Source organism: Riemerella anatipestifer (assembly GCF_009932355.1).
GTDB lineage: Bacteria > Bacteroidota > Bacteroidia > Flavobacteriales > Weeksellaceae > Riemerella > Riemerella anatipestifer_E.
In genome coordinates this window covers 32150-47332 of the sequence record NZ_LEKU01000010.1, presented here as the reverse complement: position 1 = coordinate 47332, position 15183 = coordinate 32150, and the positions used below count along the sequence as shown (strand labels likewise).

Below are 15183 nucleotides of genomic sequence, written 5' to 3'. Positions count from 1 at the left end.
TTCATTTTATTTTGGGTAAAATATCCAATAGTTCTATCTACCAAACATTTTATCATCTTTATCCTCTCTAGTACCATCTTCTAAACGGTACTGTTTAAGCATTGGGTGGTAGCCCATATCTGGGTCGTTTAAGATAATTCTTAAATCAGGGTGTCCCTTAAATCTAATACCGTAAAAATCAAATGTTTCTCTCTCCATCCAGTTAGCTCCTGAATATAAATCTGAAATGGTATCTACCTCTGCTTCTTCTATCGGCATAAACACTTTTAGACGAACTCTAAAATTAGTCTTCATATTATGAAGATGATAGATAACTCCTAGTTCCTTAGCCTTATCTTGAGGATAATGGATACCACATATATCTGTAAGAAAACCTATTTCTAAAGAAGAATCTTTTAGATGATGAATAAGTTTTTTTACCTCTTCTTTTTTTACCTCTAATGTTAACAGACCATGAGGCTCAGAAACTGACAATACCGCTTCTGGAAATTCTCTATTTATGGCCTCTAAAACAAATTCGTTGTTCATATCTTTTTATATGATAATTTGACAATGATTTAACTTCTTTAATTTTTTGATAATCTAGCTCTCAATTTCAAATTATCTCAATTTATTTAACACCGTAGCTTTCTAACAATGCCTTATATTCTGGCATATCTCTTCTTCTAAGACTTTCACTCTGTGCCAATGCCTGAACCTGCATAAACCCTTCTAATATCTGCTCTGGTCTAGGCGGACACCCTGGCACATATACATCTACAGGTATAATTTTATCTATACCTTGTAGTACCGAATAAGTATCAAAAATACCACCGCTACTTGCACAAGCTCCCACCGCTATTACCCATTTAGGTTCTGCCATCTGAGAGTAAACTTGCTTAAGTACAGGTGCTAATTTTTTAGATATAGTTCCGCAAACCAAAAGACAATCTGCTTGTCTTGGAGAGAAAGACATTCTTTCTGCACCGAATCTTGCCATATCATAAGTAGGCATCGCCATTGCCATAAACTCAATACCACAACAAGAAGTTGCAAATGGTAGTGGCCATAAGGAATAAGAACGTGCCATTCCTATAAGGCTACTTAATTTTGTTGCAAAGAACCCCTCTCCTGAATATCCTGGAGGAGCTGGTGCATCTGTTTTTATAATAGGTTTATTAGACATCTCGTTTTTCTAATTTTTAAATATAATAGTTACTTAAACATTCTTACTTATCCCAATCTAAAGCTCCTCTTTTAAGAACATAGAAAAATCCGATAAAAAATACTGCTACAAATGTAAGAACAGCTAAAAAGCCTTCTACCCCAAACTCCCTAAAGTTAACCGCATAAGGGTAGAAAAAAACTATTTCTATATCAAATAAAACAAATAAAATAGCTGTAAGAAAATACTTAACAGAGAATGGTGTTCTAGCATCTCCTTCAATCTCTACCCCACACTCAAAGGCATCATCTTTAACTCCGCCATTAAGCCTAGGTCCCAAATAATGAGAAGCTACCAAAGAAATCAACACAAACCCCAAGCCTACAGCAGCTTGTATTAAAATTGGAATATAATTTTCTGGAATACTCATAATAACTTTAATTCTTGACCTGCAAAGCTAAGAAATTAAACCTTAAAACTAAAAAAGCCACCTCCTTTTTAAAAGCAAAATAACTTATATTTAGTTAATTTAGAATTATTTTAAATAGCTATTTTATCTATTTTTCATTTTCTTTAATATCACCCAAGCGATATAAGCAATATACAAAAACAGAACACTTGCAAAGGTAATATTAACGATAGCGTTCACCCTATCGTCTTCGACTTTAAAAACGGTATTATATAATACAAATGCGATAATTAAAATCGCATAGAAATAAAGTTGTTTTTTCATTGAAAATGCCTTAAATGTCTAATGAATAAGTTCTTCTTCGTTTGTGATTAACCGGATTATAATCCTGCCACAAAAGTTGAATATTTTTATTTTCTTCAAGCTCAGGATTGGTTTCTAAAAACCTCACCCCTTTCTTCTTAAACACTTTATAAATCTCTTCAAAGATAATAGAAGTAACTCCTCTACGCTGGTAATCTGGACGAATGCCTATTAGGTAAAAGTTAGCTCTATCATTCTTCTTACTTGCTTGTAGAAAGTGCCACCACCCAAACGGAAGCAACTTACCTTTAGCCTTTTGCAAAGCTCTAGAATAAGATGGCATTGTGATAGCAAAAGCAATTAAATCATTATGTTCATCAGAAATACAAATGATATAATCTTTGTCTATAAAACCAAAATATTTCTCTTTATAAGTCTTGATTTGCTCATCTGAAATCGGCGTGTAGGTAGATAAATTCTTATAAGTTTCATCAAGTAATTTAAACATAGGCTCTACTAAAGGCAATATTTCTTTTTTATGATTAAACCTAAGAACCTTAAGCTTATATTTTTCTTTAATAAGACCGCTAAACTTGGTTACTTTTTCTGGCAGTTGCTCTGGAAAATCAATTTCAAACTCTACCCATTCTTTTTCTTTTTTAAGTCCAAGTTCCTCTAAATGAGCGGGATAATATTCAAAATTATATATTCCTATCATAGTTGCCAATTTGTCAAACCCTTTTATCAACATACCCGCTTTATCCAAATTAGTAAACCCCATTGGACCTTCAATCTTGGGAAGATTTTTAGATTTAGCTACTTCTATAGCTTTATCCATCAATGCTTTTGAAACCTCTATATCATCTATAAAATCCAGCCACCCAAAACGCAACTTTTTAACACCTAACTCCTTTTCTTCCTTATAATTAACCATAAGTGCAATACGCCCAACAACTTCTCCATTTCTATATGCTAAATATTGTTCTGCATCAGAGTAAGATAAAGCTGGGTTTTCTTTAGCGTTCCAAATATTCTTTTCATCGTTGTTAAGTGGTGGCACATAGTTGGGATTTTCTTTATAAAGTTTGTTTGGGAATTTTATGAAATCCTGTAATTCGTTATCGTTAGTTACCTTTTTTACTACTATAGATGCCATATTTCGGTCATTTTTTCACAGCAAATATAACATAAAAGTTTGGCATAATTTTTTCTAAATAGTGGCTAAAAATTAAATTATTATGGGTTATTATATTATTTTAGGAATCATCACTCTAGTAAGTTGGCTTGTTTCGGCGAGGTTAAAATCAAAGTTTAATCACTACTCTAAAGTAATTCTCAGTAACGGGCTTTCTGGTAAAGAAGTGGCAGAAAAAATGTTAAGAGACAATGGCATACATGATGTTCAGGTAGTCTCTATACCTGGGCAACTTACAGACCATTACAACCCTATGAACAAAACGGTAAATCTGTCCGAAGCAGTTTATATGCAGAGAAATGCCGCTGCCGCTGCCGTTGCCGCCCACGAGTGTGGACACGCCATACAACATGCCGTAGGGTATTCTATGTTACAACTTCGTTCTAAGTTAGTTCCTATCGTTAATATCAGTTCTAACTTGTTACAATTTATCCTTATAGGCGGTATTGCAGTAATGGCTGCAAGTGGCAATAAAACCCTATTAGCTATAGGTGTTGTGCTATTTGCCATAACAACATTATTTGCATTCGTTACGCTCCCTGTAGAGTACGATGCAAGTAATCGTGCTTTAAAATGGTTAAAGAGTACAGGCACTGTAACCACAGAAGAATATGCTGGTGCTGAAGACTCTCTAAAATGGGCTGCTAGAACTTATGTAGTTGCAGCGTTAGGCTCATTAGCTCAGCTAATTTATTTTGCTTCTATGCTAATGGAGAGGAGAGATTAAAAATCATAAATAGAAAGCCTCAAAAATTTTGAGGCTTTTTTTATTTGTATTTAACAAACACTACTAAAATCTATATCCTACACCTAACATCAGCTTTCCTGCCACAGGACTTACCATTTCTCCTTTAGTAAATCTCCTTGCCAAACCGATACTTGTTTCAAAAGTGATATTACTACGCGTTACCCACTTACCCCCTATACCAAAACCTATACCTATAGTTGTATTAGTTGATTCTGTATATACAGGATAAAATGAGTAACTATAAGGACTATAATAATAATCTATTTTCTCATCACGAGAGGTTGTTATAGGAAGAAAACCTTCTATAAAAAATCCTGAAGCATATTTTTTTCCAAAATATCTTCTGTAATAAGGAGAAAATTGACTATTACCAGATATGTCTCCTAAACCTAAAATAATATCTAAACCAACACCAGAACTATCATCAATAAGTCTCTCATAAGAAACATTTATAGCTCCTCCAGCTATTAAAGGAAAAGGACTAATCATAACATCATTACTCCTAATAGAAGTGATTGGCTTAGGTTTAGTACTTAACGAATCCGTCTGAGCCTGAACAAAACAAGCAAAGCAGATAAAACTCAAAAACATAAATATTTTTTTCATAGGTCTAATTTTTATGGAGCAAATTTAATAAATTTCATACATTCTACATCCCACAAAAAAGCAGTACAAATAAACTATATGTACTGCTCTTCTAATTTTACTTTCTTAGCAAAAGCCTATTTTAGTTCAATAGGATTATTATTTTCGTTTAAAAACTTTTTCAGTTTCACTTCTGCTTCTTTTATTTTATCTACAAAATAAGAACCATCTGGAAGTTTATACTCTTTCATTGCCGGATTATTAAAATGTGTTTTGATAGAAGCAAAAGGGTCTTGTTTATAGGCTTGATAAGCTTTATCAAACTTCTCGCGAGTTACCTCAATACCATTCCCCATACCAAATTCTTTCATCATTTTTTCAGAGTATGGCGTTGCTTTTTCTTCAGAAAGTTTCTCATTTCCTTTAAGCACCCACTGATAATGGTTTTGGGTATCTTCTATTTTAACAATAAGCCCCGGTAAACCATAAAATTTATACGGTCCATCAGCAAAAGGAATATCTGTAGTAAACCAAGCTATCCAATTTCTTCCACCGAAAGAAGCGGTTGCTTTTTGTGTAGAGTAATTTTCTATGGTTGCTTTTTCTGTTTCTATTTTCCAATCTAGCTTTACAGGCTCTTTATATACAAACTTTTTTTCCAAAATAAAGTCTTCATAAGCCACCTCTTTAATTGGGTAAGGCTTTACTATGGAATAAGTAAATTTACCTTGTTTTAATCCAAATTTTTCTTGGTCAAACATATTACCTGTTTTCTTAACTTGTTCCATAAAAGCCTTCATCAGCGAATCTTGAGAAACCGCCATATAATCTCTATAAACCGATTTATCTTTCCACACATCTAATACCGTAAGCTCTTTTTCCACCTTGTTAGCAGAATCTTTGCTTGGCTTAAAAGTCATTTCATAAAAGAAACGATTAACTTCCTGTGCAGAAAACAATCCCACTAAAAGAAGTAATACTAAAAGATTTATTTTTTTCATAATTAAAATTTTATTCTAAACAATAAGTAGTAAAATCATCAGATTTGTTACAACATAATTTACTAAAACATCTGTTTTTTATTTCATCAGCTCCTTAGCCTGTTCTAGAGCAGCATCTGTAACCTTCGCTCCTGATAAAATCTGGGCTATCTCGTGTAGTTTTTCATCTTCTGACAACAAGATAATTCTAGACTGCGTTCTGCCTTCCACCTCGCTTTTAACCACTTTGTAATTATGGTGTCCTTTAGCCGCTACCTGTGCTAAATGGGTAATCACTATCAGTTGCATATCTTTGGCCATTTCTTTCATCACCTTTCCTATTTCTTCAGCTACCCTTCCAGAAACACCTGTATCTATTTCGTCAAGAATTAAAGTTGGTAAAGCTGTTGTTTCTGCCATTATTTTCTTAACGCTCAGCATCACTCTAGAACGCTCTCCACCAGAAATTGCCGTCTGTATAGGTTTAAGCGGAAATCCTGTATTGGCTTGAAATAAAATATTGATGTTTTCTTTCCCAAAGGAATTAAATGTTTCCGCCTCCGAAAGACTAACTTCTATCTTGGCTTTCTCCAGACCTAATTGTTTCAGCAGTTGCTCTATTTTATCTTTGAACACAAGGCTGGCTTTAATCCTAGTTGAAGACAATTCTTTTGACAACACTTCTAACTGAGCTAAAGATTGTTCCAACTTTTTAGTAATATCATCTATCTTCTGCTCTAATGTATCAAAGCTATTTTGCTCTTCGGACAGTTTATTTTTAATAGCCAACAAATCCTCCACTGTATCTACTTGATGCTTTACAAATAGTGTATTGATTTTATTAACTATCGTTGTAAGTTCAGATAGTAAATGTGGATTCATTTCTATTTTTTCTGCCTGATTTTCTACTTCGCTTACAATATCTTTAAACTCCTCAAATACAGATTCTAAACGCTGACTCACCTCATCAAACTGAGAGGAAGCCTCCGATACTCTATACAGTTTCGTTTTAGCGTCCGCCAAAGCATCTAATACCCCAATCTCCTCTTGATGAAAACGAGAAATCACCGCAGCTAAATTCTCCGATATAAATTCCGCATTTTCTTGTGTGTTCAACTGGTTTTTAACCTCTTCAAAATCTATTTTATCTAAGGCTAATTCTTCTAATTCTTGGAGTAGAAAAGATTTATAATCTCGCTCTTTAAGCCCTTCTGATAAATGATTTTGAGCTTCTTCTAAATCCTTCTTTAAATTCTGATAAGCCGAAAAAGTCTTTTGATATTCTGCTAAAATAGACTGATTTTGTGCAATGCCATCTATAATTCTAAATTGATAAGCCTCCGTAAATAACAACGAAGTTTCAAACTGCGAATGTATATCCACCAACTTAGATGACAAATTTTTAAGAACATCTAATGTTACAGGAACATCGTTCACAAAAGCCCTAGATTTGCCACTTGGGAGAATTTCTCGTCTAATGATGGTGGAATTTTCAAAGTCTAAATCATTCTCATCAAAAAAGGATTTTAAGTCGTTAGAAACTTCAAACTCAGCCTCTACAACACTTTTTTGTTCTGTGTCTGCCACGGCTTTTAGGTCGGCTCTCTCACCAAGAATCAGCCTTAAAGCTCCTAAAATAATAGATTTACCAGCTCCCGTTTCTCCTGTAATAACCTGCAAACCTTTATTAAGATTTAGACTTAGCTTATCTATAAGGGCAAAGTTCTGTATGTAAATTTTATTTAGCATAAGTACAAAAATACGAATTTAACTTTCAGCTCTGAAAGAAAATATTAGCTAGGAATCTCTTGTGTTTTAAACTCATTTCTGAGCAGGGCTAACTTTATTTCGTTTTTCAAATCAGAGGAAACTTTGTCTACTTTTATTTTTAACTTCGAAAGTTTATCGTAAGTGCTTATTTGGTGGTACCAATCGTAAAATCCATAGCCCGACACTTGCCCTTTTTCTATCAACAAAAACGATTTTTCGCCTCTCGTCCTGCCCTGTCCTGTAAGAAGGATATTTTTATCTTTAAAACTTAAAAACTGTTCAAGAGTTTCTTTGTGGTTTAAAACTTCGTGATTTTTAATAAAATTAAGCACCTTTCTCCCCTGCGAATGGGTTTTAAATTTAATCATAGGCAATAACGGCATATCTCTACGCACTCGTTTGACTAACCATTCATCATTTTCAAAAAAAAGTCCATACGGCAAATGTATCGTTTTGGTAAGACCTTTAGTATTCATAATCAGCTTTGCAAACAACTCTGACGCCACTAGTTCATAGGAAATCTGTTCTACTTCGTTTTGTATTTTTTGCCACTTTTTAGATTTAGCATTAAATACCTTCTTCGCAAACTTATAAATACCATCTGTAGCCTCGGATAAAATGACCTTACCTTCAGCATCTTGGAAATAAATAATCCCTCGTTCTGCTGGTAAATCTTGGGTAAGTGTTTTAACTTTATTGAGGTAGGTTTTTGCATTAGCTTCCTCAAAATGGGATTGGATAATCTCGTTATCTTTATCCTTAGTCATTAGCAGTTTAAAAAGGTCCAGCGTTGCTCTAGCATCACTACTTGCCCTGTGATGCTCTGCTAAAGGTATTCCTAAAGATTTTACCAATTTCCCCAAAGAATAACTTTCTTCATTAGGAATAAGTTTTTTGGCTAAAGGTATTGTGTCTAATGTTTCTATACTGAAATGATAGCCCAACCTCTTAAAAGATTGCCTCAACATTCTATAATCAAAATCTACATTATGCCCTACTAAGGTGCTCCCCTCGGTGATTTCTATAATTCTTTTGGCAATTTCGTGGAACTTGGGAGCAGTTTTAACCATTTTAGGCGTGATGCCTGTCAGTTTTTGCACAAAATGAGAAATATCGGCTTCTGGATTTACCATAGAGATAAATTGGTCTACTATCTTATGCCCATCATAACGATAGATAGCGACCTCTATAATACACTCCTCTCGGAATGCACCACCATTACTCTCTATATCTATTACCGAATACATTTAGTTTTTAAAATAAAACAATCTCACAATATCAAAGGGTGCAAACTTGCGGATATTTTTCATTAAATGCAAATTTAACCACCGTTTAATCCACAAAAAAATGATTCAGATTAAATCTGAATCATTCAATTTTACAGGTTATGATATTAACTTTTAGTACCTTCTCCTAGAAGTGGATTTTAATCCAAGCATACCTAGTATGGCTTTTGCTCCCTCTCTCATTAGAGTTGTACCAAAGGTTTTAGCCATAGGACTTTTCAATACAGTATCAAATATGCTAGGTTCTTCTTGTTCTTTAGTCACGGTTGTTTTAGGTACTTCTTGAGACGCCTGACTTCCCTCGGCTACAGGGACCATTCTTTTAGATAAAATCTCGTAAGCACTTTCTTTATCTATACTATTCTGATATTTCTTAACTAAAGCTGACCCTGCCGTTAGATTATCTATCTCGGTAGCCGTTAATACTCCCATTCTACTTTCTGGCGAAATAAGATAAGTCTGCACCAAAGGTGTTGGGATACCTTTTTCATCTAATGCCGTTACAAACGCCTCTCCTATTCCTAAATTTTGGATGAGTTCTTCAGCCTTATAATACTCTGTAACAGGATAGTTTTGTATGGCTTTTTCTATTTCTTTTCTATCTTTAGCTGTAAATCCTCTCAATGCGTGCTGAATCTTAAGACCTAGCTGACTCAAAACATTCTCTGGCACATCTCCAGGTATTTGAGTAATAAAATAAATACCAACCCCTTTAGAACGGATAAGTTTCACCATAGTTTCTATCTGTGAAAGCAAGGTTTTGGAGGCTTCTTTAAAAATTAAGTGAGCTTCATCTATAAAAAGCACCAATTTGGGTTTTCCACTATCGCCTTCTTCTGGAAAAGTAAGGTAAATTTCGGCAAACAAAGACAGCATGAAGGTAGAAAATAAGTTGGGTTTATTCTGAATATCATCTACACGCATAATATTTACCACGCCTTTTCCATCTCTAGTTTGTAGCAAATCATTAACCTCAAAGCTAGGCTCTCCGAAGAAAGCTGTTGCTCCTTCTTGCTCTAAAGCTACAATAGACCTCAAAATAGCCCCTAAAGATGCTGGTGCAATAGAGCCGTAATTTTCTGCTATTTCTTTCTTACCATTATCGTCCGTAGTTACATACTGTAATACTTTTTTAATATCTTCTAAATCAATTAGAGGTAAGCCTTTATCATCACAATATTTAAAGACTATCGACATAATACTACTTTGAGTATCATTAAGCCCCAATATTTTACTAAGTAGTACTGGTCCAAATTCTGTAACCATAGCCCTCAACTGAACACCTTTAGCTCCAGAAATCGTCATTAACTCCACTGGAAAAGGCTGAGCTTTATACGGTAACTCTGTTTTAGCATAGCGTTCTTTAATAATGTTATTTTCCTCCCCTGCCTCTGCTATTCCTGAAAAATCACCTTTAATATCCATTACTAAAGACGGTATTCCTGCATGAGAAAGTTGTTCTACAAAGACCTGTATGGTCTTCGTTTTTCCTGTTCCTGTAGCCCCAGCTATAAGACCATGACGGTTTAAGGTTTTTAACGGAAGTTTTACATCTACCTCTTTTATTACCTCTCCATCTAGCATTCCCTTCCCTAGGATAATACTATCTCCTTTGGAGCTATATCTACTGCTTAGTTCTTCTATAAATTTAGTTTTGTCTGCCATTTTACATTTTTTGATGGATAAAATTAAGAAATAAAACTGAATAATAGCTCTTTTATCTATCTTAAATAATCTCATCTAGGACAAACCAGTCCTAAATATGGTAGATTTTGCTTATATTTGTTACTCTATAAAAGATATAATCCTTATGGAAAAAGAAATCATTTTAAAAGCTATTGCTAACGAGCAACAAAAGATAGTGGATAACCTACAAAAATCTGTAGAGCGTTACCGTATAGAGTCTGACATAGATGAAGATGCTACTCACGACCCTGAAGACTTTTCACATCAAACAGAGGCTAAAGATATGCAGCTTAGGTTTGAACAGATGGCAAATACGGCAAAAAATCATTTAGCATTCATAGAACATTCCGCTCAAGAACACCATACAAGTATTGAAAGTGGTTGCCTTATTAAAACCGACAAAAGTTATATTTTTATTGGAATCTCAGTGCCACCGTTCAAATATGAAGGAAAAGATGTAATTTGTATTTCCGAAGAGGCTCCTATTTATTCAAAAATAAAAGAGACTAAAGTAGGAGATAAAGTTGATTTTGGCTCTCATCAAATTGAAATTATGGAAATAGCCTAATCCAAAAATGGACTTCTGTAACCCAAGTTTCATAACTTGTAGAGTGGAAGTCTTACCTTTGTAGAAAATTATGGAGCTACTAGGTTATTTTTTTGCTGTCATCATTGGTTTGGTACTCGGTCTTATGGGCGGTGGCGGTAGTATTTTAAGCGTTCCTGTTTTTGCCTACCTTTTTGGGTTAGATGCCGTTACTTCAACCACACTCTCTTTATTTGTGGTTGCTTGTAACGGATTAGTAGGCTCTTTGGGACATTTTAAAGAGAAACAAATACACCTCAATACTGCTTTACTATTTGGTATCCCTTCCGTCTTAGGAGTGCTTTTCTCTAGGAGAGTGGTTGTGCCACATCTACCCGAATACATCATCAACCGTTGGGGTATTTGTCTTACTAAAGATATGTTCCTTCTCATTTTATTTGCCTCACTAATGCTTTTGGCTTCCTACAAAATGATTGTAGGGAGTAAAGCTGAACCTCACACTCTAGCAGCTTCTCCCGCTAGAAATATGATGCTTATTTCTCAAGGGCTATTGGTGGGCATTATTACAGGGCTGGTAGGTGCTGGCGGAGGATTTCTTATCATTCCTGCTTTGGTAATGATTTTAGGGTTAAAAATGAAGGAAGCTATTGGTACCTCGCTACTGATTATTACACTTAGTAGTACCATAGGTTTTATAAGCTCTTTAGACAAAGTTGCCATAGACTGGCAATTTCTCTTATCTTTTACGGGGCTATCTATTCTAGGAGTTTTATTAGGCTTAGCTTTATCTAAAAGAGTAGATGGTAAAAAACTCAAACCTGCTTTTGGTTGGTTTGTGTTAGGTATGGGAGTTTATATCCTAATTAAAGAATTAATTTTAAAATAAAAATAGTATCATTATGAAAATAGAACAAATATACACAGGTTGCCTTGCACAAGGTGCTTATTACATTACTTCTAACGGCGAAGCAGCCATTATAGACCCACTGCGTGAAGTACAACCTTACTTAGAGCGTTTAGAGAAAGATTGTGTTAGCCTAAAATACATCTTTGAAACTCACTTCCATGCTGATTTTGTATCGGGACATTTAGATTTGAGTAAAAAAACAGGCGCTCCTATCATCTACGGACCTACTGCAAAGCCTAGTTTTGAAGCTATTATTGCAGAGGACAATCAAATTTTTGAGTTAGGAAATGTTAAAATAAAAGTGCTACACACTCCAGGACATACGATGGAAAGCGCGTGTTTTCTACTCCTTGATGAAAATGGAAAAGAAACTGCATTGTTTAGTGGCGACACGCTATTTTTAGGTGATGTGGGGCGTCCTGACTTGGCACAAAAGGCTGCCAATCTTACCCAAGAAGAGTTAGCAGGGCTATTATATGAAAGTCTTTACAATAAGATACTCCCTCTACCAGATGAGGTTACCGTATATCCAGCACACGGAGCGGGTTCTGCTTGTGGTAAAAATATGATGAAGGAAACCGTAGACAGCCTTGGCAACCAAAAGAAAATAAACTATGCCCTCAACCAACCTAGCAAAGAGGCTTTTATAGACGCTGTTTTAGACGGACTTACCGCTCCACCGCAATACTTCGGAATGAATGTCGCTATGAACAAAGGAGGCTACACCAGCTTTGATGAAGTTTTAAAAAACGGTAAAGAAGCTCTATCCGTAGAAGATTTTGAAACCGTGGCAGAGAATACAGGAGCTTTAATCCTTGACACTAGAAATGCGGCTGATTTCCACCAAGGTTTTGTACCTAACTCTATAAACATTGGTCTTAAAGGCAGTTTTGCCCCTTGGGTAGGTGCGATGATTGTAGATGTTAAGCAACCCCTGCTACTAGTCTGTGAAGAAGGTACCGTAGAAGAAGCCATTACTAGACTCGCTCGTGTAGGGTTTGATAATGTAGTAGGCTACCTCAAAGGTGGTTTTGAATCGTGGAAAAATTCAGGAAAAGAAATAGACACTATTAAAAGAATTTCTGCCGAAACCTTTGCTAACGAATACCATAAAGATGCAAAAGTAGTAGATGTAAGAAATATAGGAGAATACTCTGCTGAGCATGTAGAAGACGCCCTTAGCCGCCCTCTTATGGAAATTAACGACTGGGCAAAAGAACTAGACGATACACATTTCTACATCCATTGTGCAGGAGGTTATCGTAGTATGATTGCGTCTAGCATACTCAATTCTAGAGGTATCCGAAATTTTACAGAAGTAGATGGTGGTTTTGCTAAAATTAAGGAAACCTCTGTGCCTACCACTGATTTTGTATGCCAGTCTAAAGTTAAGTTCTAAATTATGAAAGTTATACACCAAATGATACTTGGCGGAGGTTTAGCTCTAGGGCTTACCTCCTGCCAAACAACTAGTAAAGCCAAAGATACTGGAATTATCTGGTGTACAGCCAATACAAAAAATACTAGTGAAGCAAATATCACGAAAATTATAAATGCTCCCAATAGTATTTTGGTAGATGTAAGGACTCCAGAAGAATTTGCAGAAGGCAGTGCTAATGGAGCCATCAACATACCTTTAGACCAATTAGAAAATCATTTAGACAAACTAAATTCTTCGCAGGATATTGTACTTTTCTGTCGTTCTGGAAGACGCTCCGAAGAAGCTAAGACTATTCTAGAGAAACACGGCTTTAAAAAAGTATATAACGCTGGGACTTGGAACGAAGTAAAAGCACTTCAAAAATAAAAAAAATGAATACTCTAAAAAACAAATTTAGATACATCTCAGTTATCATATTAACAGTTTTATTATTTGGAAACTCCTACGCACAAGACAGAATAAAGATTGATTTTTTTGAACAAATTAAAAATTATAATCTTTCTAAAGTTATTGCTGCAGATAGCATTATTTCGGAAAACCGAGAAGAAAAAATAAAAGAAAAGGTTAAACGCCCCGAAATATTAGGCTTCATAGGAAATAATTATCAAAGATTTTTTATTCATTTTACTTCAGTTATTCAGAACCCAACAAATCCTTATGAATATTTGGTATCTGGAAAAACAAAAGTTAGAGAAACCATCTGCACATTTCAAGGGAAAATTACTATTAAACAAGCTAAAATCTATAAAAGTAGTGACTTCCCAAATTACAAACAGGGATATGCAGATTGTGATGTAACTCTGTACGAAGATAAAAAACAACCTTCGACTGGATTTATCAAAGGTAAACTGAAGAGTCGTTTCTTGATAGACGATAAAGGGCAATTTCGATACGACGCCTTAAATTTCTTTTCTGATGGTTTTTCAAATAATCAATTTGTTGGTAGTTGGACGAGCTATAAAACAAATATAACTAAGAGATGTAATTGGGGAGACTACAGAATTCCTGAAAGTGGCGACCTTGATATTGGAGTAGGAGAATTTAGTGTTAATAATAAATATCTAAAAAACGGTTGGAAAACTTATAAGCTTGCTCAGGGAGATTTTACCGAAACTTCAGAAACGAAACAAGCCAAACAAAAAGAAGAAGAACAATGGTGGAGGTAAAAGTTAACTGATAATATAGATCTTTTTATAGAAGTTACCTATTGTTTCCTAACCAAAATCATTAGAAAAACATCAAGGTCACATAAAAGTATTTAATCCAAGAACTTTAACTCTTTACTGACGCCACTTCGTTGTCTTACCATACAACACACCAGCGTAGCCTAAGACGACACACCGTTGTACGGTAAGACAACGAAGTAGCGTAAAAAATAACTGTAGGTTCTCAAAATTTGAGAACCTACAGTTGTGGTTATAAAAACGAACTACCCAATAACAATAGGAGCAGATAAAATTTCTGTCCTAGGCTCTTTAAGTAAGGTATTACCTTTAGAGAATTGTGTTGTGAGACTTAGCTCATAATTCCCTGCTTCTAAATCTGCAGGAACGAGAATGAGTAACCTTGACGGCTCGTTAAGAACAATATGCTCTGCTGAGAGTTTCACTTCTTGTTGAGTGTCTAGATTTTTAAAGACGATGCCATTTTTAGGGTCATTGCCGTCTATTTTAATATAAGTGCCTTTAATTTCGGCGTTTTTGCCTTTGGTAAGCGTACCGTCTGCTTTGCCTGTGGCTTTGTCGGTAATACTGAACACACTCATTGGGCTAGATTGTTCGCCTAGGATTTCTACTTTGGTATCGTTGGCGGCTTTTCTTAGGTCGGTGCCTTGGTTTACATTTACGTAAACCGAGTGCTTCTCCTTATCCCAAGTTTTATCATAAAATACGCCCTTAATCGCAGGACGCATATAGACTAATCCAGTATTTACGCTATAACCGTTGAGTACCAGCTCTGAGGCTTTACGGTTAAAACGAGTGATAATATCTACCGCCGTTTCGGTTTTTATCTCCATACCCTCTTTTTTGAGAGCTTCTATGATTTCTGTAATGCCAAGGCTGCCACCTAAAAGAGGTACGGCTACAAAATCATTAGGGTCATCTTTAGTCAATAGGTTGGGACGCAACCACGCTTTTAGTGTATTCATAAGCTTTATAATTTTTTGAGGTTAAACTTTTAT

16 protein-coding genes are annotated in these 15183 nt (G+C 35.1%); 6 read left to right on the top strand and 10 right to left on the bottom strand.

Annotated features, from left to right (window positions below; translation table 11 throughout):
• Positions 1-33 precede the first annotated feature (33 nt).
• The 4 genes from GXW81_RS04595 to GXW81_RS04575 all read right to left on the bottom strand — a co-directional run bounded on the left by GXW81_RS04595 (position 34) and on the right by GXW81_RS04575 (position 3012).
• Positions 34-528 carry an NADH-quinone oxidoreductase subunit C gene (locus tag GXW81_RS04595; RefSeq protein WP_004918340.1) on the bottom strand — a complete coding sequence of 165 codons (495 nt, stop codon included), beginning with the start codon at positions 526-528 and terminating at the stop codon, positions 34-36.
• 82 nt (positions 529-610) lie between these two features.
• A complete protein-coding gene (locus tag GXW81_RS04590; protein WP_004918338.1) occupies positions 611-1165 on the bottom strand; it encodes an NADH-quinone oxidoreductase subunit B in 555 nt (184 codons plus the stop codon).
• A 43-nt stretch (positions 1166-1208) separates the two neighbouring features.
• Positions 1209-1574, bottom strand: a complete 366-nt coding sequence (locus GXW81_RS04585) for an NADH-quinone oxidoreductase subunit A (protein WP_004918335.1) — start codon at positions 1572-1574, stop codon at positions 1209-1211.
• 313 nt (positions 1575-1887) lie between these two features.
• On the bottom strand, positions 1888-3012 hold the full coding sequence (locus GXW81_RS04575) for a GNAT family N-acetyltransferase (protein ID WP_161531383.1): 1125 nt from the start codon (positions 3010-3012) through the stop codon (positions 1888-1890).
• A gap of 82 nt (positions 3013-3094) precedes the next feature.
• Between GXW81_RS04575 and GXW81_RS04570 the strand changes: the two genes are divergently transcribed.
• Positions 3095-3778, top strand: coding sequence for a zinc metallopeptidase (locus GXW81_RS04570; RefSeq protein WP_161531382.1), 684 nt, complete (start codon positions 3095-3097; stop codon positions 3776-3778).
• Between the two features lie 63 nt (positions 3779-3841).
• Here the strand turns inward: GXW81_RS04570 and GXW81_RS04565 are convergent, their stop codons facing one another.
• The 5 genes from GXW81_RS04565 to GXW81_RS04545 all read right to left on the bottom strand — a co-directional run bounded on the left by GXW81_RS04565 (position 3842) and on the right by GXW81_RS04545 (position 10085).
• On the bottom strand, positions 3842-4405 hold the full coding sequence (locus tag GXW81_RS04565; RefSeq protein WP_154137252.1) for a DUF3575 domain-containing protein: 564 nt from the start codon (positions 4403-4405) through the stop codon (positions 3842-3844).
• Between the two features lie 116 nt (positions 4406-4521).
• Entirely contained in the window at positions 4522-5385 is an 864-nt protein-coding gene (locus tag GXW81_RS04560) for a GLPGLI family protein (protein WP_161531381.1), read from the bottom strand.
• A 78-nt stretch (positions 5386-5463) separates the two neighbouring features.
• Positions 5464-7113, bottom strand: a complete 1650-nt coding sequence (gene recN / locus GXW81_RS04555) for a DNA repair protein RecN (RefSeq protein ID WP_161531380.1) — start codon at positions 7111-7113, stop codon at positions 5464-5466.
• A gap of 44 nt (positions 7114-7157) precedes the next feature.
• Entirely contained in the window at positions 7158-8381 is a 1224-nt protein-coding gene (locus tag GXW81_RS04550; protein ID WP_161531379.1) for a PolC-type DNA polymerase III, read from the bottom strand.
• A 153-nt stretch (positions 8382-8534) separates the two neighbouring features.
• The gene (locus GXW81_RS04545) at positions 8535-10085 is read right to left on the bottom strand and encodes a helicase HerA-like domain-containing protein (RefSeq protein WP_161531378.1); all 1551 of its coding nucleotides are present in this window, start codon (positions 10083-10085) and stop codon (positions 8535-8537) included.
• A gap of 145 nt (positions 10086-10230) precedes the next feature.
• On the opposite strand from GXW81_RS04545, the gene GXW81_RS04540 reads away from it, so the two are divergent.
• The 5 genes from GXW81_RS04540 to GXW81_RS04520 all read left to right on the top strand — a co-directional run bounded on the left by GXW81_RS04540 (position 10231) and on the right by GXW81_RS04520 (position 14167).
• Positions 10231-10674 carry a hypothetical protein gene (locus tag GXW81_RS04540; protein ID WP_161531377.1) on the top strand — a complete coding sequence of 148 codons (444 nt, stop codon included), beginning with the start codon at positions 10231-10233 and terminating at the stop codon, positions 10672-10674.
• 70 nt (positions 10675-10744) lie between these two features.
• A complete protein-coding gene (locus tag GXW81_RS04535) occupies positions 10745-11539 on the top strand; it encodes a sulfite exporter TauE/SafE family protein (RefSeq protein WP_161531376.1) in 795 nt (264 codons plus the stop codon).
• A 13-nt stretch (positions 11540-11552) separates the two neighbouring features.
• Positions 11553-12959, top strand: a complete 1407-nt coding sequence (locus tag GXW81_RS04530; protein ID WP_161531375.1) for a rhodanese-like domain-containing protein — start codon at positions 11553-11555, stop codon at positions 12957-12959.
• A gap of 3 nt (positions 12960-12962) precedes the next feature.
• Complete coding sequence (locus tag GXW81_RS04525) at positions 12963-13367, top strand: rhodanese-like domain-containing protein (protein ID WP_161531374.1); 405 nt, start codon at positions 12963-12965, stop codon at positions 13365-13367.
• A gap of 5 nt (positions 13368-13372) precedes the next feature.
• Entirely contained in the window at positions 13373-14167 is a 795-nt protein-coding gene (locus GXW81_RS04520; RefSeq protein WP_161531373.1) for a hypothetical protein, read from the top strand.
• 263 nt (positions 14168-14430) lie between these two features.
• Here the strand turns inward: GXW81_RS04520 and GXW81_RS04515 are convergent, their stop codons facing one another.
• The gene (locus tag GXW81_RS04515; protein ID WP_161531372.1) at positions 14431-15150 is read right to left on the bottom strand and encodes a DNA-binding domain-containing protein; all 720 of its coding nucleotides are present in this window, start codon (positions 15148-15150) and stop codon (positions 14431-14433) included.
• Positions 15151-15183: the final 33 nt, after the last annotated feature.